The organism is Halosimplex pelagicum, assembly GCF_013415905.1.
Classification (GTDB): Archaea; Halobacteriota; Halobacteria; order Halobacteriales; family Haloarculaceae; genus Halosimplex; species Halosimplex pelagicum.
On the sequence record NZ_CP058909.1, the window covers coordinates 4,546,335 to 4,570,310 of the forward strand.

The 23,976-nt window shown below is 67.6% G+C and carries 27 protein-coding genes and 1 tRNA gene; 21 read left to right on the top strand and 7 right to left on the bottom strand.

Going from position 1 to position 23,976, the window contains the following annotated elements; all coding sequences use genetic code 11:
- Nucleotides 1–12 precede the first annotated feature (12 nt).
- From HZS54_RS22655 to HZS54_RS22690, 8 genes are all read left to right on the top strand, one after another.
- Complete coding sequence (locus HZS54_RS22655; protein ID WP_179919358.1) at nt 13–1,083, top strand: ABC transporter permease; 1,071 nt, start codon at nt 13–15, stop codon at nt 1,081–1,083.
- A 3-nt stretch (nt 1,084–1,086) separates the two neighbouring features.
- Entirely contained in the window at nt 1,087–2,634 is a 1,548-nt protein-coding gene (locus tag HZS54_RS22660) for an ABC transporter permease (protein ID WP_179919359.1), read from the top strand.
- Nucleotides 2,631–3,794: an ABC transporter ATP-binding protein gene (locus tag HZS54_RS22665; protein ID WP_179919360.1), complete on the top strand. Its 1,164-nt coding sequence runs from the start codon at nt 2,631–2,633 to the stop codon at nt 3,792–3,794. Before HZS54_RS22660 ends, HZS54_RS22665 begins: the two co-directional genes overlap by 4 nt.
- A complete protein-coding gene (locus HZS54_RS22670) occupies nt 3,791–5,131 on the top strand; it encodes an ABC transporter ATP-binding protein (protein ID WP_179919361.1) in 1,341 nt (446 codons plus the stop codon). The genes HZS54_RS22665 and HZS54_RS22670 overlap by 4 nt, the downstream gene beginning before the upstream one ends.
- Complete coding sequence (locus HZS54_RS22675) at nt 5,121–5,513, top strand: DUF7555 family protein (protein ID WP_179919362.1); 393 nt, start codon at nt 5,121–5,123, stop codon at nt 5,511–5,513. The genes HZS54_RS22670 and HZS54_RS22675 overlap by 11 nt, the downstream gene beginning before the upstream one ends.
- Before the next feature lie 124 nt (nt 5,514–5,637).
- Nucleotides 5,638–6,219: a DUF7529 family protein gene (locus tag HZS54_RS22680; RefSeq protein ID WP_179919363.1), complete on the top strand. Its 582-nt coding sequence runs from the start codon at nt 5,638–5,640 to the stop codon at nt 6,217–6,219.
- Between the two features lie 159 nt (nt 6,220–6,378).
- Complete coding sequence (locus HZS54_RS22685; protein ID WP_179919364.1) at nt 6,379–6,651, top strand: hypothetical protein; 273 nt, start codon at nt 6,379–6,381, stop codon at nt 6,649–6,651.
- 115 nt (nt 6,652–6,766) lie between these two features.
- Nucleotides 6,767–6,851: transfer RNA gene (locus HZS54_RS22690), tRNA-Leu, on the top strand.
- Between the two features lie 165 nt (nt 6,852–7,016).
- Here HZS54_RS22690 and HZS54_RS22695 read toward each other — a convergent pair.
- Both HZS54_RS22695 and HZS54_RS22700 read right to left on the bottom strand, forming a co-directional pair.
- A complete protein-coding gene (locus HZS54_RS22695) occupies nt 7,017–7,280 on the bottom strand; it encodes a hypothetical protein (protein ID WP_179919365.1) in 264 nt (87 codons plus the stop codon).
- A 70-nt stretch (nt 7,281–7,350) separates the two neighbouring features.
- Complete coding sequence (locus HZS54_RS22700; RefSeq protein ID WP_218927094.1) at nt 7,351–7,740, bottom strand: MarR family transcriptional regulator; 390 nt, start codon at nt 7,738–7,740, stop codon at nt 7,351–7,353.
- Nucleotides 7,741–7,851: 111 nt separating this feature from the next.
- On the opposite strand from HZS54_RS22700, the gene HZS54_RS22705 reads away from it, so the two are divergent.
- The gene (locus HZS54_RS22705; RefSeq protein ID WP_179919366.1) at nt 7,852–8,367 is read left to right on the top strand and encodes a DUF5813 family protein; all 516 of its coding nucleotides are present in this window, start codon (nt 7,852–7,854) and stop codon (nt 8,365–8,367) included.
- Nucleotides 8,368–8,385: 18 nt separating this feature from the next.
- On the opposite strand, the gene HZS54_RS22710 is transcribed toward HZS54_RS22705, so the two are convergent.
- The 5 genes from HZS54_RS22710 to cheB all read right to left on the bottom strand — a co-directional run bounded on the left by HZS54_RS22710 (nt 8,386) and on the right by cheB (nt 14,860).
- The gene (locus HZS54_RS22710) at nt 8,386–9,249 is read right to left on the bottom strand and encodes a CheF family chemotaxis protein (protein WP_179919367.1); all 864 of its coding nucleotides are present in this window, start codon (nt 9,247–9,249) and stop codon (nt 8,386–8,388) included.
- A 49-nt stretch (nt 9,250–9,298) separates the two neighbouring features.
- Nucleotides 9,299–10,525, bottom strand: a complete 1,227-nt coding sequence (locus tag HZS54_RS22715) for a HEAT repeat domain-containing protein (protein ID WP_179919368.1) — start codon at nt 10,523–10,525, stop codon at nt 9,299–9,301.
- A complete protein-coding gene (locus HZS54_RS22720; RefSeq protein ID WP_179919369.1) occupies nt 10,525–11,334 on the bottom strand; it encodes a CheR family methyltransferase in 810 nt (269 codons plus the stop codon). Before HZS54_RS22720 ends, HZS54_RS22715 begins: the two co-directional genes overlap by 1 nt.
- Nucleotides 11,335–11,434: 100 nt before the next feature.
- A complete protein-coding gene (locus tag HZS54_RS22725) occupies nt 11,435–13,738 on the bottom strand; it encodes a chemotaxis protein CheA (protein WP_179919370.1) in 2,304 nt (767 codons plus the stop codon).
- Entirely contained in the window at nt 13,739–14,860 is a 1,122-nt protein-coding gene (cheB, locus tag HZS54_RS22730) for a chemotaxis-specific protein-glutamate methyltransferase CheB (protein WP_179919371.1), read from the bottom strand.
- A gap of 188 nt (nt 14,861–15,048) precedes the next feature.
- Between cheB and HZS54_RS22735 the strand changes: the two genes are divergently transcribed.
- The 12 genes from HZS54_RS22735 (at nt 15,049) to arlF (HZS54_RS22790) (ending at nt 23,930) form a co-directional block, all read left to right on the top strand.
- Entirely contained in the window at nt 15,049–15,501 is a 453-nt protein-coding gene (locus HZS54_RS22735; protein ID WP_179919372.1) for a chemotaxis protein CheW, read from the top strand.
- A 160-nt stretch (nt 15,502–15,661) separates the two neighbouring features.
- A complete protein-coding gene (locus HZS54_RS22740) occupies nt 15,662–16,387 on the top strand; it encodes an RAD55 family ATPase (RefSeq protein WP_179919373.1) in 726 nt (241 codons plus the stop codon).
- Between the two features lie 167 nt (nt 16,388–16,554).
- Nucleotides 16,555–16,890, top strand: coding sequence for an ArsR/SmtB family transcription factor (locus HZS54_RS22745; protein WP_179909223.1), 336 nt, complete (start codon nt 16,555–16,557; stop codon nt 16,888–16,890).
- Between the two features lie 195 nt (nt 16,891–17,085).
- Nucleotides 17,086–17,361, top strand: a complete 276-nt coding sequence (locus HZS54_RS22750) for a DUF7521 family protein (protein WP_179923110.1) — start codon at nt 17,086–17,088, stop codon at nt 17,359–17,361.
- A 248-nt stretch (nt 17,362–17,609) separates the two neighbouring features.
- A complete protein-coding gene (locus tag HZS54_RS22755; protein ID WP_179919374.1) occupies nt 17,610–18,287 on the top strand; it encodes an archaellin/type IV pilin N-terminal domain-containing protein in 678 nt (225 codons plus the stop codon).
- Between the two features lie 58 nt (nt 18,288–18,345).
- Nucleotides 18,346–18,933, top strand: a complete 588-nt coding sequence (locus HZS54_RS22760; protein WP_179919375.1) for a DUF7500 family protein — start codon at nt 18,346–18,348, stop codon at nt 18,931–18,933.
- Between the two features lie 129 nt (nt 18,934–19,062).
- The gene (cheY, locus tag HZS54_RS22765; RefSeq protein WP_179919376.1) at nt 19,063–19,422 is read left to right on the top strand and encodes a chemotaxis protein CheY; all 360 of its coding nucleotides are present in this window, start codon (nt 19,063–19,065) and stop codon (nt 19,420–19,422) included.
- Nucleotides 19,419–20,633: a chemotaxis protein CheC gene (locus HZS54_RS22770; RefSeq protein WP_179919377.1), complete on the top strand. Its 1,215-nt coding sequence runs from the start codon at nt 19,419–19,421 to the stop codon at nt 20,631–20,633. Before cheY ends, HZS54_RS22770 begins: the two co-directional genes overlap by 4 nt.
- Nucleotides 20,634–20,636: 3 nt before the next feature.
- A complete protein-coding gene (locus HZS54_RS22775) occupies nt 20,637–21,158 on the top strand; it encodes a chemotaxis protein CheD (protein ID WP_179919378.1) in 522 nt (173 codons plus the stop codon).
- 228 nt (nt 21,159–21,386) lie between these two features.
- Complete coding sequence (locus HZS54_RS22780; RefSeq protein WP_179919379.1) at nt 21,387–23,045, top strand: FlaD/FlaE family flagellar protein; 1,659 nt, start codon at nt 21,387–21,389, stop codon at nt 23,043–23,045.
- Nucleotides 23,029–23,460 (top strand): archaellum stator protein ArlF, encoded by a 432-nt coding sequence (arlF, locus tag HZS54_RS22785; protein WP_179919380.1) that lies wholly within the window; start codon nt 23,029–23,031, stop codon nt 23,458–23,460. Before HZS54_RS22780 ends, arlF (HZS54_RS22785) begins: the two co-directional genes overlap by 17 nt.
- The gene (gene arlF / locus HZS54_RS22790) at nt 23,460–23,930 is read left to right on the top strand and encodes an archaellum stator protein ArlF (protein WP_179919381.1); all 471 of its coding nucleotides are present in this window, start codon (nt 23,460–23,462) and stop codon (nt 23,928–23,930) included. Before arlF (HZS54_RS22785) ends, arlF (HZS54_RS22790) begins: the two co-directional genes overlap by 1 nt.
- Nucleotides 23,931–23,976: the final 46 nt, after the last annotated feature.

The window sequence follows — 23,976 nt, forward strand, 5'->3', positions numbered from 1 at the left end:
CGGAACGACGCCATGAACAAACTCCTGTATATCGCGAAACGGCTCGTCCTCGGGGTGCCCGTGATCCTGTTCGGGCTCACGATGACGTACGTCATCCTCTACCTGTCGCCGTTCGACCCGATGACCGCGATCCTGGGCCGCGACTCGGACCCCCAGACCGCGCGGCAGCTCGCGATCTCGCTCGGGCTCCGGTACCCGAACGGACAGCCCATACCCCTGTGGATACAGTACTGGAACTTCCTGACCGAGACGATCACCTTCAACTTCGGCCAGTCGTGGGTCGTCACCCGCGGCCAGTCGGCCGCACAACTCATCTGGGAGCGCATGCCCGCGACGATCTGGCTCGGCACCTGGTCGGTCGTCATCGCGCTGGCACTGGGTATCCCGCTCGGGCTGTACGCCGGCCTGCGGGCCAACACCTGGGGCGACTACACCGCCTCCTTCGGCGGGATCGTCTGGCGCGCCATGCCGAACTTCTGGCTGGCCGTGATGCTCGCCGGCCTGCTATCGGCCGGCGGCCTGCTGTCCTTTTACCGGGGATTCCTGATACCGACCGACGTGATCGGCACCCCGGCCGCGCTGGGTAACCTGTTCGGCAGCTACTCGCTGGGTCCGGTCGGGATACCGGTGCCCAACCCCTACAACTGGGCGGTCGCGTTCAAGTGGATCCTGCCGGCCGCGCTCGTGCTCGGCTCCTCCTCGATGGGCAACGAGGTCCGCATCGGGCGGACCGCCGTCCTGGAGAGCATCAACGCTCCCTACATCGACACGGCCAAGGCCAAGGGGCTCTCCGAGCGGGTGATCATCGGGAAACACGTCGCGCGCAACGCGATGATCCCGCTGCTCCCCGTCATCATGGGCGAGTTCTACCTGCTCATCGGCGGCTCGGTCCTCGTGGAGCTCATCTTCGGGATCCGCGGGCTCGGGAACCTGTTCCTCTCGGCCGTCCTCGCGTCGGACGTGCCGATCATCGGCGCACTCACCTACGTGTTCATCCTGATACTCGTGTTCTTCAACATCGCGCAAGACGTGGCGTACACGCTGATCGACCCGCGGATCGGACTGGAGGGACAGGAGGACTGAGACATGTGTGCAACCGTCACGGACACGGCGCGCGACCGCGACCGCCGCGAGGAGTCGACGCTGCGCGAGCGGCTGCTGGCGAACCCCGAGCCCGCGTTGCGCTGGGGCGCCGTCGCCCTGGTGCTGATCGCGGTGGAGTTCGGCGCCCTCGCCGGCGGGCTCCTGCTGTTGCTCGACGCGACGGTCATCGCGGTCACGGCGCTGATCGAGGTGGTGTTCGGCGCCGTCTCACAGAACGCCGGCGAAACGGTGTACGCCGTCCAGCAGTCGGCCAGCGGCTTCCTCGACGGGCTCCGTGCCGCCGCCGGGAACATCCCGACGCTGCTCTCGCGCGAGACGATCCCCAACCAGGGGTACCAGACGGGACCGTCGGGTCCCTGGGAGGGCACGTTCCTCGGGCTGCAGCCGGCGGTGGCCTGGGCGATCCGGCTCGTCCTCGTCTACCTGTACGCGGCGGTCGTCTGCTACTGGGTGTACCGCGGCTGGCTCGTCTTCCGCGACCACTACCGGCAGGTCGACTGGACGCCCCGCGACGACGTGATCGACCGCCTGCGCGACCACCGCTGGGGACAGTTCGGCATCGTCGTCGTGCTCGTGTTCGTGACGATGGCGGTGTTCTCCCCGGCGCTCGGACCGACCACCGTCGAGCAGAACATCCAGTCGCCGTACAGCCACGAGATCCAGTACTACGACGCCGAGAGCGGGAGCGTCGAGACGATCTACGCGGGCGACGCCAACTTCAACTCCAAGTCGAAGGGACAGGGCGACCAGAACGTCGGGGTGATGACCTACGACGACTACGGCCGGTTCCACCCGTTCGGGACGCTGACCAACGGCCGCGACCTGTTCACGTTCGCGGTGGCCGGCGCCCGGGTCTCGATGATGGTCGGGGCGCTGTCCATCGTGTTGGCGTCGCTGCTCGCGATCATCGCGTCGATGACATCGGCGTACTACAAGGGGCTCGTCGACTTGGCGACGGTCCTCGTCGCCGACGGGATCACCTCCATACCGGGGCTGCTCCTGCTGTTGATGGTCGGGATGGCGTTCCAGGGCCACTGGCTCGTGAACGTGCTCAACGGCGGGTTCCTCTACGCGTTAACATTCGGGATCATCCTCTTCCCGAGCCTGTGGCGGTCGGTCCGCGGTCCCGCGCTCCAGGTCTCCGAGGAGGAGTGGATCGACGCCGCCAAGAGCTTCGGCCAGCGGCCGCGGACCACGATGCGCAAGCACATGCTCCCGTACGTAGTGCCGTACCTGCTCGTCTACGGGTCGATGACCGTCGGCGGCGTGATCATCTCGATGGCCGCGCTGTCGTTCATCGGGAGCGGACTCGGGATCAACCCGCCGACGCCGGCCTGGGGGCGCGCGATCGACATGGGACGTAACTACGTCTCGACCCAGTCGTGGCACATCGCCTTCATCCCCGGGATGTTCATCGTCGTGCTCGTCACCGGGCTCAACGCCCTCGGTGACGGGATCCGCGACGCCATCGACCCCGAGAGCGAAGGCGGCGGTGAAGAGGAGGCGGCCGCAGGGGGTGCCGCAGGATGAGCGCCCCGCTCTCGGACGACGACGCCGAAACCGTGCCGGACGGCCGCCGGAGCGGCGAACAGCCCATCCTCTCGGTGCGGAACCTCCAGACGGTGTTCCGGACCGACCGCGAGACGATCCGCGCCGTCGACGGCATCGATCTGGACCTCTACGAGGGCGAGACCGTCGGCCTCGTCGGCGAGTCCGGGTCGGGCAAGTCCGTCACCGCCCGGTCGATCATGGGGCTCGTCGAGGAGCCCGGCGAGGTGCTCCCCGAGTCGTCCATCCGGTTCAAGGGCGAGGAGATCACCGGCTACGACACCGCCCAGTACCAGGAGCTTCGGGGTAGCGGCATCGGGATGATCTTCCAGGACCCGCTGTCCTCGCTGAACCCCGTGTTCACCGTCGGCAACCAGATCCGCGAGGCGCTGAAAGTGAATCGCGGGATCACCGGCGAGGAGGCCCGCGAGACGGCCATCGACCTGCTCGAATCGGTCCAGATCCCCGACGCGGCCCGCCGACTGGGGGAGTACCCCCACGAGTTCTCCGGCGGGATGCGCCAGCGGGCGGTCATCGCGATGATGCTCGCCTGCGACCCCGAGGTGCTGATCTGCGACGAGCCGACGACCGCGCTGGACGTGACCATCCAGGCGCAGATCCTCGAACTGCTCTCGGACCTGCAGGACGAGCGGGGCCTGTCGATACTGTTCATCACGCACGACATGGGCGTGATCGCCGACATCACCGACCGCGTGAACGTGATGTACGCCGGCGAGATCGTCGAGAAGGCGCCGACCGAGGAGCTGTTCGCCAGCCCCCGCCACCCCTACACGGAGGGGCTGCTGGAGGCGATCCCCGGCCAGCACGCCGACGAGGACCGCCTGCGGACGATCGAGGGCGAGGTGCCGACGCCCAACGAGGCGGCCACCCACTGTCGGTTCGCCCCGCGGTGTCCGAAGGCCTTCGAGGAGTGCGAGGCGGTCCACCCCGAGCTCGTCGAGGTCGACGAGAGCGCGGCCGACCACACCGCCGCCTGTCTGCTCTACCCCGAGCAGATGACGACCGGCGAGGCCGTCGCCCACCACGAGCGGCTGGGCGAGGCGCGCGAGGACGGCGACGGATCGACCGCGCCGGGCGAGGCGGACGAGGACGTGGCGGCCGACGGAGGTGACTCCCGATGAGCGAAATGACTCGACAACGCGGCCGAACCGAACCCAGAGGCACCGGCGAGACGCTCGTCGAGGTTGAGGGACTGAAGAAGTACTACGGCGGCGGCGGCGTCCTCGCGGACCCGCCGGTCAAGGCCGTCGACGGCGTGAGCTTCTCCATCCAGCGCGGCGAGACGCTCGGGCTGGTCGGCGAGTCGGGCTGCGGGAAGACGACGCTCGGCCGGACGCTCGTGCAACTGGAGACGGCCACCGAGGGGACCGTCGAGTTCGACGGCACCGACGTGACAGAGCTCTCGGGCAAGCGGCTCAAACAGTGGCGCCGCAACGCCCAGATCGTCTTTCAGGACCCCGAATCGAGCCTCAACGACCGGATGACGATCGGCGAGATCGTCCGCGAGCCCCTGGACGTTCACGAGGAGGGGACGCCCCGCGACCGCAAGGAGAAGGTCAAGGACCTGCTGGCGCAGGTCGGGCTCCAGCCCGAACACTACTACCGCTACCCTCACCAGTTCTCCGGCGGGCAGCGCCAGCGCATCGGGATCGCCCGCGCGCTGGCGCTCGAACCGGAGTTCGTCGTCCTCGACGAGCCCGTTTCCGCGCTGGACACCTCCGTCCAGGCGAAGATCCTCAACCTGCTGGAGGACCTGCAGGACGAGTTCGACCTGACCTACCTGTTCATCGCCCACGACCTCTCGGCGGTCCGGCACATCTGCGACCGCGTCGCGGTGATGTACCTCGGGAAGATAATGGAGATCGGGGCGACCGAGGAGCTGTACACCGACCCGGCCAACCCCTACACCCACTCGCTGCTGTCGGCGATCCCCGAACCCGACCCGACGGTCGAGAAAGACCGGATCACGCTGCCGGGGACGCCGCCGAGCCCGCGGGACCCGCCGACGGGGTGTCAGTTCACCACCCGCTGTCCGGCGAAGATCCACCCGCCGGAGTACGACCACCTCGACGCGGAGACGTGGAACGCCGTCGAGCGGTTCCGCGAGGTGATCCGCGAGCGCACCCGGATCGACCTGTCGGTTCGCGACCGGATCCGTCGGAGCGTCGGCTCCTTCCACCGGTTCGACGACATCGACGAGACCGTCGAAGACATGTTCGGCGACGACACTCCCGACGAAGTCCGGAGCCACGTCGACCAGGCCGCCGAGTACGTCAAGGCGGGGCGTCCGAACCGGGCGCGCGAGTACATGAGCGAGCAGTTCGACGGCGTCTGCGACACCGACCGGCCGGAGCTGTACCCGGTCGGCGAGACCGACCGGCTGAGCTACTGTCACCGCCACGCCGACGAGTACGAGAGCGTCGAGTCGGTGCTCGGCCGCGGGACGGATGGCGAGTAAGCGACTCCTGCTCGCGGAGTTCGTCGTCTGGGTGCTCGCGGTCGGGGGGCTCGTCGCCGCGGGCGCCATCGCCGTCGGCTACCTCGTCGGCGGGACGCTCGTCGCCGCGAAGTACGCCGTCTTCCTCGTCGGAGTGGCCCTGTTCGGACTCGGGAGCTTCGGCATCCAGCCGACCCCCTCTTACAAGGAGCAAAAGCGAGTGACCCTGGAGTCGGACCGTCAGGCCGGCTTCGAAGCCCGCCTGCAGCGGGTCCCGCCGCTCCGGGGCGAGCGGATCCCCTTCGACCAGCGCGTCAGCCGCGACAAGAAGGTCTTCGCCGCCAGCCTGGTCGTCCTCGGCGTCTCGCTCGTCATGGAGTTCGGCCTCGGGGTCCGCCCCTGAGCGCGGCGTCGAGGACCGGCGGTCGCTCGACCGCCCACTACCCGCCGCCGCTCTGGACCCCGAGCAGCGACGGACGACCGTCCGTTGCACCACCCTTTACTGTGCGAATCGCGTTGACGAGTGTATGCCCCATCACGCCGACGGCCCCGACGACGTCGACCGGAAGGAGATCGTCGCCGACCACAGCGAGGAGCTCAAGACCAACTGGGAGCGCGCGCTCGAAGACATGCAGGCGATGGCCGAGGACCGCGAGGACCAGGGCTACGAGACGCTGGCCATCCCCGCGGGCGACACGACGACGCTGTCGCCCTCGATGGGCGAGGACGACGACTGGGGGCTCTCCCACGTCGTGCCGAACAACTACGCCGAGGACTTCCGGGAGTACTTCGAGGCGTTCTCCCTCGACGAGACGGGCGTCTACCAGATGGAGAGCGGCGGGTTCGTCTTCGTCGTGACCGAGTGCATCGACCTCGACGAGGAGGTCGTGGTCTTCGTCGCCGGGTCGTACGACATGCGCTTCTCGGCCGGACTCGTCCGCACCGCCGTCGAGCGCGAGGAGATGCACACCCGCGTCAAGACCCTCGACGGGACGCTCCTCGGGACGTTCGACCACGACGACCCCGCCGACTTCTTCCCCGAACCCGAGCAGTTCTACGCCTACGACATCACCGAGAGCGACGACCCCGACCGCCTCTCCGACCGGTAGCGTCGATCCACGTCCTCCGCCGACGGCCGCCGCCTCCGCCGGCTCGGCCACACCGGGAGGCGTGTCACCGCTTCTCGTGAAACTCAGTTCAGTAGCTTCGCCTACAGAAATGTATTTCAGATTACCTTTACGGTGGTGCCCGGTGTAGGATCGGATGTGATGAGACGGACTCGTCCGCCGGTCGCCTCGGCCGGCCTGCCGACGCAGTACAGTCTGGCGCGCACCCTGCTGGTCTCGCTGGCGATGTCGCTCGCCGTCGCGGTCGGCGCCCTGGTGGTCATGTACCCCGGCGTGACGGCCCTCGCGGTCGCGCTCGCGGCGGTCTCGTGGGCGCTGACGGCCGTGATCGTCCGGGTCCGCCTGCGCCGCCGCCCGGTGACCCGCGTCCTGATGGTCCGGGTCCCGTTCACCGACATCCACGTCGAAGTCTAATCCCCGCTGGCGCGCCCTCCGAACAGTCTCTCTCTGTCTCTCCCGTTCGACGACGCCGACAGCCGCGCGGCCGGACCGAAAGGGACAACCCGAACGCCGCGTGACTATCGGACGCGCGAGGGTGGCTGAGCTAGGCCAAAGGCGGCGGGCTTAAGACCCGCTCCCGAAGGGGTCCATGGGTTCGAATCCCATCCCTCGCACTCTCTCCGGCAGAATCGGTCGATTCCCCCGGTCGAGCTTCTCCTGAACCGGGATCGACCACAGCCCGTTCGTATTCGATCGAATCGAGAGATCGCCCGGAGCCGGACGCCTCGGCGAGCAGCCCGCTCCTTCGCTCGGCGATCTCGCGGGGCCGGGGTCGTCGGCTATCGTTCCAACTCGACTCCGACGTTCCGAGCCAGCGACTCCGCGGCTTCGTCGACGATCTCCGGGACCAGCGCACCGACCGTCTGCGCGGTGTCTCTCTCGGAGATAACTGCCGGGTATCTGGGAAGGATGTAGCTCTCTTTGCTGAGGCTCCCGACCTGCCAGTCGTTTTCGCCGATCGGTACGCTTTCCGCGGCGTCGTTCGTGGAGATCCCGATCGCGACGTGTTGGTCCGGATACTCGGGATTGGGCTGTTCGCTCACGATCACGTAGGGGCGGTTGTACGGTTCGAAGATCGCCGGGTGAGTGACGACTTCACGACGAAGGTGCGTGCTACTCATCGGACCGCTGTGACTCTCTCCAGGATTCGATCTCGGACTCGTCGACCGCCTCCGCTTCCCAATCGACATCGCCCCACTCGTCGTCTACGTCGGCGATCGCTTCGAGACTCCGCTGCATCGCCTCGAAGGCCCCGATGCGGTCGTCGCGAGCGATGGCCCAGTACGGCCCTTTGTGTCGAACCAGCTCGCGCTCGTCGAGGCGCTGGAGCGTCGGCCCGATGCTCCCCATCGGGATATCGACGTGCTCGCGGATCTCCGTCGGCGTGAACCCCTGATCCGGATGCTCCGCTAGAAACGAGAGGATCTCGTAGCTGTTCGACCCCGTCTCGATCGAACCCCCGTAGCCATCGGATTCGGAGTACTCGTCGAACTCGACTGGCATCGTATACGAGTGTATATCGGATATCTACCTGTATAAGTGTTCGCTGTGGGCTCGTGAACACGGCGATACGACACAACGCTCTTTTGCCGACGAGCGCCGTATCGAGGAATAATGACCGACGACATGCCGACCGAGGCCCGCGACGCGTTCGAAGCACACGACGCCTTCGCGGCTACAGACGGGGGCTACCGACTGACGACGACCGTCTTCGACACCGAGGTCACCGCGAGCGAGCGCGACGACTACGCGACGGACTTCCGGGTACGCGTCGAAGCGCCGACGCTCCGCAGCGCGGCCGAGGACGGCGAGGTGGGCGAGGCCGTCCAGTCGGGGTGGCTCGACACCCTCGAACGCCGGCTCGAAGACGCGCCGATGGCCACGCGGGCGTCGGTCGACCTCGACGGGTTCGACGTGACGACCGCCGACGGCACCGTCGCCGTCACCTACGAGTTCGCCTTCGGCGACGCCGCCCGGGCGGTCGAGGTCGCGAAGACGTTCGTCGAGTACGTCGAGGGGACCTACGTCGAGGGCGTCGTCCCGGGCTACGACTACGGCGAGCCGGTGACCGACCTGCTGTCGGCCGCGTCGACGGGCGACGACGGCGAGCGCGGCGGCACGCCGCTGTGAGAACGGGCAACTGTTCCGCTACTGGTCGCCGATCACGTCGCTGGCGATGTTGCGCCCGCGGGCCTTGAGGCGCACGTCGCGGCGGACGCGCTTCTCGCGGAGGATGCCCTCCTCGACGAGGCGGTCGAAGACGGTCTCGACGTCCTCCACGTCCATGCCGATGAACTCGGGGATCTCGAACGGGGAGACGCCCGAATAGAGGGCCATCAGGACCTCCATCTCCGTCTGGTCGAGGTCGGCGTCGGTCGCGTTCTGGAGCTCGCCCTGCCGGACGAGCGATTCGAGGATGGAGACGTGACGGCTCGTCCCCGAGACGTACGTCTGGACGCTGGTCCCCTCCTCGTCGGTGTGCTCGACTTCGAGGACGCGGCGCTCGTCGCCGCGGACGGTCGCATCCCTGACGTCGACGGCGCCCACGTCCTCCAGTTCGACCTCGACGAACTGACCGCTGGCGACGCCCAGCCCGACCACGTCGGACTCGATGTTGATCCGCCCCTTCTCCCACTCGGTGTCGCGGACGACGCCGCCCTCGACCGCGGGGTGTTTGACGAGGACGACCTCGCCGTCGAGCAGGGCGGTGTAGAGGTGTTGTTCGAACGCGTCGATGTCGGCGGGCGCGATCAGGAACACGTCGGACCCGGTCTGGATCGAGAAGTAGCCCGAGACGGCCGTCATCGCCTGGTTGGCGTTCTTGCGGTTCTTGACGGTGCTGACCTTCGCCAGCGCGATCTGCCGTTTGCCCTCGTTGCCGGCGAGGACGAGCCGCTTGTTCGACAGGAGGACCCGCCCGCTCAGCCACTCCAGGTCGTTGACCTTCCGGCCGCTCTTGACGACCTGGACGAACCGGCCCTGGGTGTCCGCCAGCGCGCGCTCGTCGCTCACGGGCGGTCACCTCCCGGCGACGGCAGCCGGCGACGGCCGTCCGCCCCGGTCATCCCCGACCACCGAGCTTCGAGATGGCCGAGAAGGCCCGTTTGCGGATCTCCTCGGACTCGGTCTCGTCGAGGAGCCTGTCGATGCGCTGGCGGGCGCGCTCGCCGCCGACCTTGCCGAGCGTGAACACGGCCTGGGCCCGCGCCTCGTCGGGGGCGCCGGTGTCGTCGACGAGGTCGAGCAGGCGGTCCTCGACGGCGTCGCCGCCGAGCTCGGCGAGGCTGGTCGCCGCGAACTGGCCCGTCATCTGGTCGTCGGCCGACAGCGCGCTCACGAGCGCGTCGACGACCCGGTCGCGCTCCTCCAGTTCCGTGACCCGGCCCAGCAGCCACGCGGTGTTTCGCTGCTGGGCGGCCTGTCGGCTCTCTTCGAGGATCTCGACCAGCGGGACGACCACGTTGCGGTCGTCGGTCTCGCTCAGCTGCTCGACGACGGTCTCGCGGATCTCGTGGCTCTGGCCCGTTGGGACGTTCGCCAGCAGCTCGACCAGCGAGTAGACGGCGGTGCGGCGCACCGCGGGGGAGTCGTCGGTCAGCGAGGCGACGAGGTACTCGACGGGCTGGGCGTTGGGGAAGTTGCCGAACGCGCCGACGGCCACCCGTCGCACTCGCTCGTCGCCGTCCTGGTAGAGCGGCAGCAGCGCCGAGAGGGCCTGGCGGTTGCCGATCGACCCCAGCGCTTCGGCGGCCTCCCGGCGGACGGTGGCGCTGTCGTCGCTCAGCAGTCCCTCCAGCCCGTCCGTCGCCCGCGAGTCGGCGATCTGTCCGCAGGCGCGGGCCGCCCGCGCCCGGACGCGCGGGTCGGGGTCGTCGAAGCGCTCGGCGAGTTTCGGGACCGCGTCGGCCTCCTCGACGGCGCCGAGGCCGTTGGCGGCGGCCATCCGGAGCTCCGGCACGGCGGCGTCGAGCGCCTTCGCGAACGCCTGGGCCTTCATCCAGTCGGCACCGTCGCCCATGTCGACGCCGGCCATCTCGGCGATGAGCTGCTCGATGGCGTCGCCGCCGAGCTGGTCGAGCGAGTCGACCGCGGCGGCGGTCACCGCGGCGCTGTCGTCGTCGCTCGCGACGCTCACCAGGGCGTTGACCACGTCCGCGCGGTCGTCGTGCTCCTCGAAGTTGCCGAGCAGTTCGGCGGCGCGGGCGCGCAGCTCCGCCTTGTCGCTGCGGCGCATCACGCCGATGAGCTCCTGCACGTCGCCGTCGCGTTCGAGCTGGTAGAGTGACATCAGGCGCGTCTGTAGATGCGGTGTTTCTTCTCGACCGGGTCGTAGCGGTCGCGGAACTCCGCGGGCAGCGTCTCGGTCATGCCGATCATCAGGTAGCCCGCCCCGGTCAGCGACCCGGTGATCGTCTCGAAGATGGGGACCTTGTAGTCGGCGTCGATGTAGATGAGCAGGTTCCGACAGCACACGAGGTCGAAATCGCGCTTCTCGGGGCCGCGGATGAGGTCGTGGCGCTCGAACTCTACGAGGTCCGACACGCGGTCGGTGACGGTGAACACGTCGCCCTCGCGGTCGACGTACGGCTCGGTGGCCGAGAGCGGTTCGAGCTCCGACGCGATGTCCGTCGTCTGGGAGGTCTCGTAGCGGCCGGCGCGGGCCGTCCGGAGGATGTCGCGGTTGATGTCGGTCCCGAGGATCTCGACCCGGCGGGCGTCGATCTCGTCGTCGTCGAGCGCGAGCATGGCGATCGAGTACGGCTCCCGGCCGTCCGCGCAGGGCGCGCTCCAGATCGAGACCGACCGCTGCTCGGCGGTGAGTTCTCGCAGGACGCCCCGCAGCGACTCCCAGGCCTCGGGGTTGCGGAAGAAGCCGGTGACGTTGATCGACAGCGAGTCGAGCAGCGCCTCGCGCTCGCCCTCGTCGTCCTCCAGCTGCCGCTGATAGGCGCCGTACTCGTCGGCGTCCGTGCGGCGCATCCGGGCGTTGATCCGCCGGTCGAGGTAGGCGTCGTTGTAGAAGCCCGACTCGAAGTCCAGTTCGCGCTCGATGTAGCTCAACAGCTCGTCGAACTCGGGGCCGCGCTCCTGTCTCATGGTCGCCTCCCGTCGGTCGGCGCCGCGAGTCGGTCTCGCGTCGACGGCTCGGCGGCCCCCGTGCGTTCGGTCACGTCGGTACCCGCGTGGCCCAGCGTCATCAAAGCGTCACCACGTCGAGGATGTGGACGATGTTCCCGTCGCCGAGGACGGCGGTCCCGCTGAGGCCGGGCGTCCCGCTGAGGATGCCCTCCAGCGGCTTGACGACGACCTCCTCCTGGCTGTTGACGGCGTCGCAGCGCAGCGCCACCTGGCGCTCGGACTCGCGGATGCGGACGAGCATCCCCTCGTCGCCGCCGGGGCCGGCCGCGTCGACGGCGCCCGCTGCGGCGTCACTCCCCGCGCCCGCGACCGCGCCAGCGGCGCCGCGCTCGACCTGTCCGTCCGCAGCCTCGGCGGACTCGTCCGTCGAGTCCACCGCTTCGCCGGTCGCGTCCGCGGGGTCGCCGGTCGCGTCCGTCGGTTCGCCGCCGTCGGTAGCGGCCGTCTCGGCCCCCTCGGCGTCGGCGTCGGCGGTGGCGTGCGTGCCGGGCACGTCGAAGCGCTCGGCCAGGTCGACGACGGGGTAGATGTCGTCGTTGTGCTTGATCACGTCGTTGCCGTTGATCTGCTTGATCGCGGAAGTTCGGGTGATCTCGTCGACGTTCTTCAGCGGGACGCCGTACTCCTCGTCGCCGACCTCGACGAACAGCACCTTCACGATGGCCATCGTCACCGGGAGGCGCAGCGAGACGGTCGTGCCCTCGCCGGGCGTCGAGTCGACGCTGACGGAGCCGTCCAGCTGCGTGACGGTGTCGTGGACCACGTCCATGCCGACGCCGCGGCCGCTGGTGTCGGTCACCTCGTCGGCCGTCGAGAAGCCGGGGTGGAAGACCAGGTCGTAGACCGCCGAGTCGCTCATCGCCTCGATCTCGTCGGAGGAGCGCACGCCCTTCTCGATGGCCTTGCGCTCGATGGCCTCCACGTCGAGCCCGGCGCCGTCGTCCTCGACCTCGATGATGACGTGGTCGCGCTCGCGGGAGGCGCGTAGTTCGACCTGGCCGGTCGGGTCCTTCCCGGCCGCCTCGCGCTCGGCGGGCGCCTCGATCCCGTGGTCGAGCGAGTTGCGGATGATGTGCATCAGCGGGTCCGAGATCTCCGTCAGGATCGTGCGGTCGAGCTCGATGTCTTCGCCCTCGATGGTGAACTCGACGTCCTTGTCGAGTTCGCGCGACAGGTCCCGGACCATCCGCGGGAACTTGCCGACGACCTTCTTCAGCGGGATGAGCCGCATGTCCATCACCGTGTTCTGGAGGTTCGCCGTGATCTTGTCGAGCTCGTTGAGGTTCTCGGAGGCGCCGGCCAGGTCGTCGGTCTCGACGGCTCGGCGGAGCTTGATGCGGCTCGTGACCAGCTGCTCGACCAGCCCGTGCAGGTCGTCGAGCTGGTCCACGTCGACGCGGACGGACTTGATCTCGTCGACCGAGGCGCCGTCGTCGTCGCCGGAAGCCGCCTGGGGGGCGTCGCCCGCGGGGTCGGGGCTCCCAGTCGCGTCCGAGCCGACTCCGCCGTCGTCCGCGTCGTTCTCGCCCGCGTCGCCCTCGTCCCCGCCGCCCAGCGCGTCGGTCGCGTCGACCACGTCGGCGCTCTCGACGGCGCCGATCGCGTCGAGCTCGGCCGCGGCGGCGTCGGCGTCGGGCGCGTCGAGCGCGAGCGCGAAGGTGTCCTCGAACTCGCCGTCCTCGATCGCCTCGCGGTCGGGATCGGCGTCGAGCAGGTCGAAGGTCGCGGTGATCCGGTCCAGGGCGAGCATCGCGTCGACGCCGAGCATGTCGCCCTCGCCGACCGACACGTCCGCGCGGACGACGCGCCCGTCGGCGTCGCCGGCCGACACGTCGAAGGCCTCGACCGCGGCGTCGTCGGCGCCGTCCGCGGCGCCCGCATCGGTGTCCCCGCTGCCGGCGCCGGCACCGCTCGCGCCGTCGGGATCGCCTGCACCGCCAGCGACCGCCGGGTCGGGCGTCTCGCCGGACTCGGAATCGAAGTCGCTCTCCTCCATGACGGCGCGCAACTGCGCGACCATCTCGTCGGTGTCGGTGGTCGACTCGCCCTCGGACTCGATCTCGCGGACGATGACCTCGATCATGTCCACGCCCGCGAAGATGAGGTCCATCCGCTCGGGGGTGACCGCCATCTCGTCCTGGCGCATCGCGTCGAGCAGATCCTCGATGGCGTGGGCCAGGTCGCTGGCGTCTTCGAAGCCCATGGCGCCGAAGTTGCCCTTCAGCGTGTGGGCCGTCCGGAAGATCTGGTCCATCGCGGCCTGGTCGTCCGGGTCGCTCTCCAGATCGAGCAACGAGTTGTTCAGGTCGGTAATCGCTTCCTCACTCTCGCGGATAAACGCGTCTAGATACTGGTCGTCCATTTAGGTCACCTCGAATGCGTCGAGTACCGCCGCCGCAACGTCGTTGACCGGCGCCACGCCGTCGACGCAGCCGGTCTCGATGGCTCGTTTGGGCATCCCGAAGACCGCCGACGTGGCCTCGTCCTGCGCGACCGTGTAGCCGCCGGCCTCGTGGATGGCGCGGACGCCGGCCGCGCCGTCCTCGCCCATCCCGGTCAGGATGACTCCGGCGAGGGGTCCCGTGACCCGCTCGGCGGCCGTCTCCATCGTCACGTCGACGGCGGGTCTGACGTTGTTGACCGGCGGGTCCTGCGTGAGCCCGACCCGCAGGCGGCCGCGCCGGTAGCCCGTCACTTCCATGTGGTAGTCGCCCGCGGCGATGAGCGCCTCCCCGCCGCCGATCCGGTCGCCGTCGGTCGCCTCGCGGACGCTGTACTCGCTGCGAGCGTCCAGCCGTTCGGCGAAGCGTCCGGTGAACCCGCTGGGCATGTGCTGGACCACCAGCACGCGCAGGTCCGCCGCCAGCGGCAGGTCCGAGAGGACCTGCTCGACGACGGTCGGCCCGCCCGTCGAGGAGCCGATGACGACCGTCGGGTCGTCGACGTACTCCGTCGTCGCCGCCGCGGTGGCGGAGCCGCCCGTCCCGGCCTCGTCCGTCCCGTCGGTCCCGACGCCGCCGGCGTCGACGCCCGACCCGGCGGTCCGGGCCGAGGCCACGTCCGAGGAGTCGGTCGGGTCGACGGCCGCGACGGACTCGACGACGTCGACGAGCTGGTCCTGCATGCGGGACATCTCCATCGACACCTCGCCGCCGGGCTTGCGGAAGAAGTCGACGGCGCCCTTCTCCAGGGCCTGGAAGGTCACGTCCGCGTTCTCGTCGGTGTGGGCGCTGAGCATCAGGATCGGCGTCGGCCGGGTCGACATGATCCGGTCGGTCGCCTCGATACCGTTCATCTCCGGCATCTCGACGTCCATGGTCACCACGTCGGGGTCGGTCTCGGCGACCGCGTCGACGGCCTCGCGGCCGTTCTTGGCGACGGCGACCACGTCGATGCCGCCCGCCTCCAGGATGTCGGAGATGACGCTCCGCATGAAGTGCGAATCGTCGGCGACGACCGCTCGCGGCGACGAGCCTACTGCCATATCGGACCCCCGGTGACGGCTCGGGCGAAGCCCGAGCGGTGTCGCCGGGACCCAGCCGGAGCCGGCACCATACCTACTCACGTGTGGCGGTAGCGTCGGGATAAAGACTCCGCCCGCCGTATCAGCGTTGATAACCCGGGAGACACGCTTAAGTCGCCGTCGCGGGCTCTTTCGGGCAACGGCCACCCATGGCATCAGGCACTCAGAACGCGGCGCGGACGGCGACGGACGGACAGGTCTTGGAGTTCTCACTGGGCGAGGAGACCTACTGCGTGAGCATCGATTACGTCACCGAGATCGTCGACGCCGGTGAGGTGACGGCGGTCCCGAACTCGCCGCCGCACGTCCGGGGCGTGATGGACTTGCGCGGGCGCACGACATCGATCGTCGACCCGAAGGTCGTCTTCGGCATCGGCGGCGGTGGCGGCGCCGAGCGACGGATCATCGTCTTCGATCCCGCGATCGTCGACGACCAGGGCGCCGCCGGCTGGCTGGTCGACGAGGTGTACCAGGTCGTCCACGTCGATGGGTCGGACGTCGACGACTCCCCCTCGCGGGACCAGGACGCGATCCACGGCGTCGTCAAGCGCGAGGACGGGTTCGTCATCTGGGTCGACCCGAAGGCCGTCCACTCCGGGTGACCGTCCCACCGCACCGGCGCTACGACCGGTAATCGGACCGTACCGGCGCCGCCGGACCCCTTCCCGCGCCCGCGATCACGAAGTGATCGCATGAACAAGACTTTTTACCACAGACGCCGGATGCTCCACCAGCCGAACTCCGCGAGGATCCACGGAAGACATGATCGAACTAACGAAAACCGGCATCGACGGGTTGGACGAGATCCTGAACGGTGGTATTGTCAAAAATTCGACGACCCTGGTGAGCGGGAACCCCGGGGCGGGCAAGAGCATCCTCTGTCTGCAGTTCATTTACAATGGCGTCGAGAAGTTCGACGAGAAGGGCATCTACCTGACCTTCGAAGAGGACGAGGAGGACCTGCGCGAGGCGGCCGAATCGATCGGCTTCGACAAGTGGGGCGAGTACGTCGACAACGGCGACATCAAGGTCTACGACAAGAAAGTCCTGCTGCGGGAGAACGACTTCTCGTCGTCGCTCGAACTCCTACTGGACGACTTCGAGGACAACGACTACGACCGGGTCGTCCTCGACTCGCTGGCGATGTTCGAGCTGTTCTTCGAGAACGAACAGGAGAAGCGCACGTACCTCCTGAAGTTCACGGACATCCTCAGCCAGAACGACCTGACGACGCTGATGACCAACGAACAGGGCGCGGTCTTCCCGGAGACGGAGATCGGGCTGGAGAACTACCTCACCGACGGGAACATCTACCTGATCCAGACGCCGACCGAGTCGGGCGTCAACCGGTACGTCTGGGTGGCGAAGATGCGCAAGCAGGACATCGAGACCGACATCTTCCCGATGGAGATCTCCCACGGCGGGATCCGCGTCCACCAGAACGCCAGCGCGTTCTCGATGATGAGCGAGGACGACAACCCGCTGTAGTCGACCCCGTTCTCACGATTGTAATCGGTTATTACTTCGGAAAACGGGAGTTTCGAACTTTCTCAGAGGGTATTCAGCCGCGTCCCCCGCTTCCGACGGCGTCCGGTAACCGGGCAGTACCGGCAGCGATAGATTTATACTGTGGTAAATATACGTTTTGATAACGGATGGCTTCAGCCGAGATTCTCCAGACCCTGGGGAACAAATACAGCGCAGAGATCCTGGACGCGACCGACGAGCCCCAGTCGGCCCAGGAACTGAGCGACGAACTCGGGATCCCGATCGCCACCTGTTATCGCCGGATCGACGAGTTGACCGAACACGACCTGCTCGAACTCCACGACAACATCCTCTCGGACGACCGGCGGCGCATCAAGGTGTACCGACGAAACGTCGATACGGTCCACATCGACTTCGAGGAGTCGCTCACCGTGGAAGTCGAGGAACGGACGGAGGTCACGAACAAGCTCGACGAAGCCTGGCGGACACTCTCGGAAGGCTAGATCGCGCGTACGCGCGGACTCGGTACGGTCCGCCGGCCGTCGCTCGCCGGTGCTGTCGCCGTGCTCGGGTCGTCGGCACCCGGATCGACGGCGACACGACCCCACTCCCTCGGTTTGCGGTTTGTTATCACGAGAGATATTTTCAAGGGTGGATTTAATACGGGGTGTCGAGAAGCCCGAGCCAACGTGGTCACAGTGATCGAACTACTCTACGCCGTATCGACGCTCGTCTTCGTCGTCGCCGGACTGACGATGGTCGGCATGGCCATGCGCGCGTACGTGCAGACGTCCCGACAGTCGATGCTCCACCTCTCGCTGGGGTTCTCGCTGGCGGTCGCCGGCGCCGCCGCGACGATGATCAGCGCGTTCCTGACCGGGTTCGCGGGACCCCGGTCGCTGTTGCTGGTCAACAGCGGCCTGACGACCTTCGGGTACCTCTTCGTGATGTACAGTCTCGTGACCTACGAGTGACCCCGCCGGCTGTCGATATCATATTTTCAATTAATACTAGAGATCTCGTGGACCGTTCCAGATTCAGGACAGAGTGGCTATAATTCTGTTTTAAACTTTCTACCACCTGTTTTCCTCTATGAAAACGAGGTGTGTGCCAGCCTATTGCGGTTTTAATATCGATAATTGGGGGATCACCCTTAATACGAAAGCGTGGATTCCTCGGAGTAGAGTCCGGGCGCGGCGCAAGCTCCCGGGCGGAGAATCCCATGCTACACAACGAACGCAACGAACGAGACCGCGGGCAGGTCGGTATCGGGACCCTCATCGTGTTCATCGCGATGGTCCTGGTGGCGGCGATCGCGGCCGGCGTGCTGATCAACACGGCGGGCTTCCTGCAGACGAAGTCCGAGGAAACGGGGCAGCAATCAGGGCAGCAGGTCACCAACCGACTGCAGGTCGCAGCGGCGACGGGGACCAACCTCAGTAACCAGGAAGTGGGCGTCGTCAACATGACGATGAAGAAGTCGCCCGGGGCGAGTAACATCGACCTCGAGAACGCGACAGTCCAGTGGGTCGGCCCCTCGGGTACGTACAACCTGGTCAACGCCAGCGTCAACGCCTCCGGTGCCGACGGTCACTTCGGTATCGTCCCGTTCAAGGACTCCGACGGGTCTCACCCGGTGCTCAACGACCCCGACGACCGTATGGTGATGGTCTTCGACCTCGGCCGTGACGACGTGGTCTCCGACGACTTGATCACGCTCGACACACGGACGGGGCGTCAGACCGGTGAGAACAGTGGCGCCGGCCACACGTACTTCGGCGAACAGGTCCCGGAGGGCGCCTCGGTCAACGTCAAGATCACCACGAAGTCCGGTGCGACGACGAGCGAACAGCTGACCGTCCCCGAGACCCTCTCGGGCGCCGAAGCTGTCCAGCTCTAAACCTGTCGAATTTCATTCATTCGACGGAACTAAACCCTTTTATCGCAGATAACAGCGTATGGTGAAGAGAGACGACGAACCGACCGAAGGGGACGACGGCCCCATCCTCTCGCCCGACGAGCTCGACATCACGCAGGACGAGCACGTCGCCGAGATCGACGACGGTCGCTACGTCGTCTCGCCGGGCGACCCCATCGGGGACACTCCGGCGGTCGACGACCGCACGTCGGCGACCGACCGGGCCCACGAGACGCCGCCGGAACCGGCCGCCGAACCGGAGCCGGAGCCCCCGGAGCTGACCGAGGCGGACGTCCACGAGTTCCTCGCGACGCAGTTCTCCGATTCGGGCTCGCGGTACGGCTTCGACATCACGGCGACGTTCGACGGGTCGATCCGGCAGCGACAGATGGTCTCGAACGACGTGGTGACGATCTTCGAGAGCCTCGTGCTCTGGTACGCCCAACAGATCGACGGCAAAACGCCCGTCGAGGAGGTACTGGGTATCCTGCTGATGGAGGCCAACGTCCCGGTCCGCTACCCGCCGGCGAGCCTCCGACGGCTGCTCGAATCGACCGAGCTGTCCCCCGAGGACTCGATCGCCGACCTCATCGCCGCCGTCGGCGACGAGGACGGGTTCCGGATCTGACGGGTCCCGAACTCGACGCCCGAGTCGCCCGCTCGCTGTCCGTTCGAACGCAGTCGGGTGCTATCAATCCCGATAATTTACGGGAAGGCTTTATCTGGGTTTTCACAGTACCACAGAGGTGATAGGCCCATGTCAGACGTATTGATAGCCGACGACTCGGAGTTCATGCGAAACCTGCTACGCGAGATCCTCGAAGAGGATCACAACATCGTGGGCGAGGTGGAGAACGGCGTCGAGGCGGTCGAGACGTACAAGGAAGCGAATCCGGACCTGGTGATGATGGACATCGTGATGCCCATCCGCGACGGGATCGAGGCGACAGACGAGATCAAGACCTCCAATCCCGAGGCGAACGTCATCATGTGTACCAGCGTCGGCCAGGAGGAGAAGATGAAGGAGGCGGTCAAGGCCGGCGCGGACGGATACATCACGAAGCCGTTCCAGAAACCGAGCGTCATGGAAGCCATCGAGGACGTCGTCCCGTCATGAAAGTCGACGTTCAGTCGCTCGGGACGTTCAACCGCCTGGCCCACGAGGGGGCCGAACAGGCCACCGCCTCGCTGTGTCAGATGACCGGGCTGGACGCCGTCGTCGACGTGACGAAGATCACGCTGGTCGACCGCGCGGACGTGGGCGAGCAGCTGGCCGACGGGGAGTTCGTCGGCGTCCAGTTCGCCTTCGACGGCGAGCTCGCGGGCGACACGGTGCTCGTGTTCGACCGGGCCGGCAGCGAGACGATCGTCGACTCGCTGGTCCCCGGCGGCTCCGACGACGAGGCGATGGCCCGCTCCAGCGTCGAGGAGATCGGCAACATCATGATGAGCGGGTTCATCGACGGCTGGGCGGACTTCCTAGAGACGACCATCGAGCACTCCCCGCCCGAGTACGTGACGGGCGACGGGGCGGCGATGCTCCCGGACCCGCCCGAGGGCGCGAACCGCGACCAGGTGTTCGTCTTCAAGAGCGAGATCGAGTGGGTCGGCGAGTCGGTGAGCTTCTACATCTACATGTTCCCCGAGTACGACCCGCTCGCGGACGTGATGGCCAGGACCGGCGACACCGAGGACGACGCCATCCCGATCGACAAGCTCGAGGTCTTCAACGAGATGACCAAGGACGGCACCCAGCAGGCCGCCGCCAACGTCGAGATGATGACGGGTATCGAGACGGAAGCGGAGGTCACCCGGCTGAGCTTCGCGCCGATCGAGGACGTGCCCAAGCAGGTCGGGACCGACACCTACGTCGGGACCGTCGTCGAGTTCACGGGCGTCCCGAGCGGGTTCCTGCTCGTGCTGTTCGACGAGGCGTCGGCCGTCCACATCGCCGAGGCGATGATGCCGGTCGAGATGGACGCCGAGGAGCTGACCGACCAGCACAAGGCCGCCATCGAGGAGCTGGGCAACATCATGACATCGGGGTTCGTCGACGGCTGGGCGAACGTGCTCCAGACCTCCGTCGAACACACCCCGCCGCGGCTGGTCCACGACATGGGTCGGGCGATCGTCGACCCGCTGGCCGCGCAGGTCGGCCAGTACCAGGAACACGCCTTCATCATCGACTCCGAGATGCGGACCGACGACATCGCCTTCGGGGCCGAGATCCACGCCCTGCCGAACGAAAAGGAGTTACGTCAGGCGCTCGACGAGTTGCTCGTCGAACGGGCGGACGAGACCGAGGCCGACGTGGAAACGATCTTCTGACACATGAAAGTCTACGATGGGACGACAACCGAAAGCGAGCCCGCGGGGCAGCCAGAGCGGGTGAAAGTCGGGATCGCCGAATCGAAGGTCGCGGACGAGGACGCGCTGCTCACGACGAGCGGGCTCGGGTCGTGTCTGGGCGTGGCGGTGTACGACCGGTCGGCGTCGGTCGCGGGTCTCGTCCACGTCATGCTCCCCTCGATCGACGAGATGGAGGGCGGCAACGACGCGAAGTTCGCCGACTCGGGTATCCGGGCGCTCGTCGCCGACATGGAACGGCTGGGCGCCGACCGCGAGCGCATGGAGGCGAAGATCGCCGGCGGCAGCGACATGCTCGACTTCTCCGAGAACGGCTCGGGGATCGGCGTGCGCAACGTCGAGATGGGACGCCGGACGCTCGACGAGTTCGACATCCCCGTCGTCGGGGAGGACGTCGGCGGCGACCACGGCCGCTCGCTTCGCCTCGAAGCGACCTCCGGCGATCTCATCGTCAAAAGCGCGAATCGCGATCCGGTCACGCTGTAGCCGTCAGGATAGGGAACGGTTCGTCCGACGTGCGTCCGACGGGGGCGCGGTCGGGTCTCCAGGGAACACGCTTCTTTCGCCGTTTTCGCGCCGAAATTTACGTCCGACGTTTCTTTCCGCTCGCTCGCCGTTAGTTCAACGCCGGTAGCCTCGAATTAACGCGTCTATTATCAGTAATGATACCAGAAACGATACATTGAAGGGTGTTAGAGCGGACTTACCGACGTAATGAGTCTCGTCGCTCAGTCGCTGGGCCCGGTCGCCCCGGGCGCGTCGGATGCGCTTCCCGCGCTGTTGGTCGTGTTGACCAGCGGCGTTCTCGGGATGAGTATCCGGCAGATGATCGACATCTTCGGCGACGGTGACGGGGACGGCGAGGACGACGAGAGCATGGCCGACGGCGGGCTGATGGCCGAAGACGGCGACGACGAGGACCTCGGTGGCTTCGGCGGCCTGGACGACGACGGCGGCGACGAGTTCGGCGAGTTCGGCGACGACGAGTTCGGCGACATGGACGACGGCGGCGGCGGCGCGGACACGGACGAACTCGAACACCGCCTCGACGAGCTGGAGACCGAGGTGGGCAGCCTCTCCTCGACGGTCAACACCGTCCGCAACGAGAACGAGCAGATCTCCGAGACCGTCGAGGACGTCGAGGAGAACGTCCGGAAACTGCTGGACATCTACGAGATGGTCACCCGCGGCGTCAACCCCTTCGCCGACGACATGGAACCCGGCGGGATGGGCGGAGCCGGCGGTGGCGGGAACTTCGGCCTGTTCGACGACGGCGGCGACGACGGCGGCGACGAGGAGGACCTCGACGACGAGATCGCCAACGCCGACGCCGAGGGCTTCTTCGACGAGGACCTCGTCGACGACGAAGCGCCCGAGGACAGCGTCGACGACGTGATGGGCGGTGACGGCGACGACCTGGACCCGTTCGAGGACGACGGCGGAACGTTCGACGACGACGCGCTGGACGACGATGCGCTGGACGACGACGAGTTCGGCGGGATGGAGGACCTCGACGACGGAATGGAGGACCTCGACGACGACTTCGACGACGCGGACGACGGAGGAAACGACGACATGAGCGACGCATCCGACGGGGAGGGTGGCAAGTCCTTCGCGGAACTGAAAGACGAGTACGAGTCCGGCGACGCCGAGTGGGCCGACGAACTGGAGGGCGAACCCGGGGACGACCCGAGCGAGGACTCGCTCGAGGACGACCTGGGCGACGCCGACGACCTCCTCGACGACGCCGAGGACGGCGGCGACATGGCCGACGACGACCTCTTCGACGAGGTCATCGAGGACGACGGGATGGACGGGATCGACGACGAGGTCGATGCGGACACCGAACCCGACGCGGAGCCGGAGCCCACCGCGGACCCGGACCCGGAGCCCGACCGCGAAGTGGCGGCCGATCCGGACCCGGAACCCGAGTCCGAACCGGCGGTACCGGAGACCGAGTCCGACGCCGCGGGCGGGGCGCCCGACGCGGCCGCCGAAGCGGCGAGCGCCGCGACCGACGGAGCGGACGCCGACGGCAAGCCGTACCTGGCGACGATGCCGGAAGGGCTGGCCAGCGAACTCGTGGTCGTCGAGTGGCTGGAGTACCTCGTCGACCGGGTGGGCGTCCGCGAGACGGCGCGGGCCATCGACTACTACGAGCGGATCGACTGGGTGGCCGAGCCGGTCGCCGAGGACCTGCAGGCGTACCTGCGCGGGTTCGACGGCTCGGGTGGCGAGGGCGGACTGACGATCGACCACCACACCCAGAGCCTGCGATACATCAGCCAGCTCGACGGCGACGCCGCCGAGGCCGTCGCGCTCTCGAAACTCGCGGGAGCTCGGGGAGGTGGAGCCGATGGGCTTCAGCGTTAGCGGCTCCGCGGCGCTGATATTCGCCGGCCTGCTCATCGCGTTCGGCATGTGGCACACCGCCGCCACCAACAGTTTCGAGCGGGTCTCGGAGGCCCAGAGCGACCGTTCGGACGGGCTGCTCGACCAGAAGAACACCGCCGTCGTCGTCGACTCGGCGTCGACCGCCGACGGGGACCTGACCGTCGAGGCGACCAACACCGGGTCGACGGCGCTGTCGCTCAACGAGACGGATCTGCTGGTCGACAACGAGTACCGGACGGGCTGGCGAGCGAACGCCACCGTCGACGGCGACGCCGCGACGTACCTGTGGCTCCCCGGCGAGCAGCTCGCTATCGAGGTTCCCCCGGAGGGCACGCCCGGTCGCGTCAAACTCGCGACCGAGGCCGGCGTCTCCGACACGGAGGTGGTCGCCTGATGGGGTTCTCCGTCAGCGGGTCGCTGGTCGTGGTCCTGCTGGGGCTGTTCATCGCCCTGTCGGCGTACTACGGCAGCGTCTCCAACGCCGGCGAGCGACTCCACGACGCGCGCAGCGCCGCCCAGGAGCGCGCCGACCGGATCGCCGACTCCGACATCGCGATCTCAGGATTCGACGTGGTCACGTCCCCCTCCTGTGGCGTCAGAGTCGAGATCAACAACACCGGGTCGACGACGCTCCTGCTGAGCGACACCGACCTGCTGTTGGGGAACCAGTACCGGACCGGCTGGGCCGACGACGCGGTCGTCGACGGCACGGCCAACGGGTCGGAACCGGGGACGGACCTGTGGTTCCCCGGCGAGCGGCTCACCGTCGAGGAGACCGGTCTCGACGCGGCGCCGCGGTCGGTCAAAGTCGTCTCCGGTCCCGGCGTGGCCGCTTCCCGGGGGGTGACCGCCGCGTGTTCGTGAGCGGTTCGCTCCCGTCCCGTCGCGGCCGCCCGGCAACCCGCGCCGA

Bases quoted from the DNA above. Each gene is read 5' to 3' on its own strand.
- arlF (WP_179919380.1), top strand. From the start codon at position 23,029: ATGGGCTTCAGCGTTAGCGGCTCCGCGGCGCTGATATTCGCCGGCCTG.
- HZS54_RS22700 (WP_218927094.1), bottom strand. From the start codon at position 7,740: ATGCCAGTCGAGTTCGACGAGTACTCCGAATCCGATGGCTACGGGGGT.
- HZS54_RS22660 (WP_179919359.1), top strand. From the start codon at position 1,087: ATGTGTGCAACCGTCACGGACACGGCGCGCGACCGCGACCGCCGCGAG.
- HZS54_RS22735 (WP_179919372.1), top strand. From the start codon at position 15,049: ATGGCATCAGGCACTCAGAACGCGGCGCGGACGGCGACGGACGGACAG.
- HZS54_RS22720 (WP_179919369.1), bottom strand. From the start codon at position 11,334: ATGAGACAGGAGCGCGGCCCCGAGTTCGACGAGCTGTTGAGCTACATC.
- HZS54_RS22685 (WP_179919364.1), top strand. From the start codon at position 6,379: ATGAGACGGACTCGTCCGCCGGTCGCCTCGGCCGGCCTGCCGACGCAG.
- HZS54_RS22670 (WP_179919361.1), top strand. From the start codon at position 3,791: ATGAGCGAAATGACTCGACAACGCGGCCGAACCGAACCCAGAGGCACC.
- HZS54_RS22680 (WP_179919363.1), top strand. From the start codon at position 5,638: ATGCCCCATCACGCCGACGGCCCCGACGACGTCGACCGGAAGGAGATC.
- HZS54_RS22740 (WP_179919373.1), top strand. From the start codon at position 15,662: ATGATCGAACTAACGAAAACCGGCATCGACGGGTTGGACGAGATCCTG.
- HZS54_RS22770 (WP_179919377.1), top strand. From the start codon at position 19,419: ATGAAAGTCGACGTTCAGTCGCTCGGGACGTTCAACCGCCTGGCCCAC.
- HZS54_RS22780 (WP_179919379.1), top strand. From the start codon at position 21,387: ATGAGTCTCGTCGCTCAGTCGCTGGGCCCGGTCGCCCCGGGCGCGTCG.
- HZS54_RS22705 (WP_179919366.1), top strand. From the start codon at position 7,852: ATGACCGACGACATGCCGACCGAGGCCCGCGACGCGTTCGAAGCACAC.
- arlF (WP_179919381.1), top strand. From the start codon at position 23,460: ATGGGGTTCTCCGTCAGCGGGTCGCTGGTCGTGGTCCTGCTGGGGCTG.
- HZS54_RS22655 (WP_179919358.1), top strand. From the start codon at position 13: ATGAACAAACTCCTGTATATCGCGAAACGGCTCGTCCTCGGGGTGCCC.
- HZS54_RS22715 (WP_179919368.1), bottom strand. From the start codon at position 10,525: ATGTCACTCTACCAGCTCGAACGCGACGGCGACGTGCAGGAGCTCATC.
- HZS54_RS22675 (WP_179919362.1), top strand. From the start codon at position 5,121: ATGGCGAGTAAGCGACTCCTGCTCGCGGAGTTCGTCGTCTGGGTGCTC.
- cheB (WP_179919371.1), bottom strand. From the start codon at position 14,860: ATGGCAGTAGGCTCGTCGCCGCGAGCGGTCGTCGCCGACGATTCGCAC.
- cheY (WP_179919376.1), top strand. From the start codon at position 19,063: ATGTCAGACGTATTGATAGCCGACGACTCGGAGTTCATGCGAAACCTG.
- HZS54_RS22725 (WP_179919370.1), bottom strand. From the start codon at position 13,738: ATGGACGACCAGTATCTAGACGCGTTTATCCGCGAGAGTGAGGAAGCG.
- HZS54_RS22775 (WP_179919378.1), top strand. From the start codon at position 20,637: ATGAAAGTCTACGATGGGACGACAACCGAAAGCGAGCCCGCGGGGCAG.
- HZS54_RS22665 (WP_179919360.1), top strand. From the start codon at position 2,631: ATGAGCGCCCCGCTCTCGGACGACGACGCCGAAACCGTGCCGGACGGC.
- HZS54_RS22745 (WP_179909223.1), top strand. From the start codon at position 16,555: ATGGCTTCAGCCGAGATTCTCCAGACCCTGGGGAACAAATACAGCGCA.
- HZS54_RS22755 (WP_179919374.1), top strand. From the start codon at position 17,610: ATGCTACACAACGAACGCAACGAACGAGACCGCGGGCAGGTCGGTATC.
- HZS54_RS22760 (WP_179919375.1), top strand. From the start codon at position 18,346: ATGGTGAAGAGAGACGACGAACCGACCGAAGGGGACGACGGCCCCATC.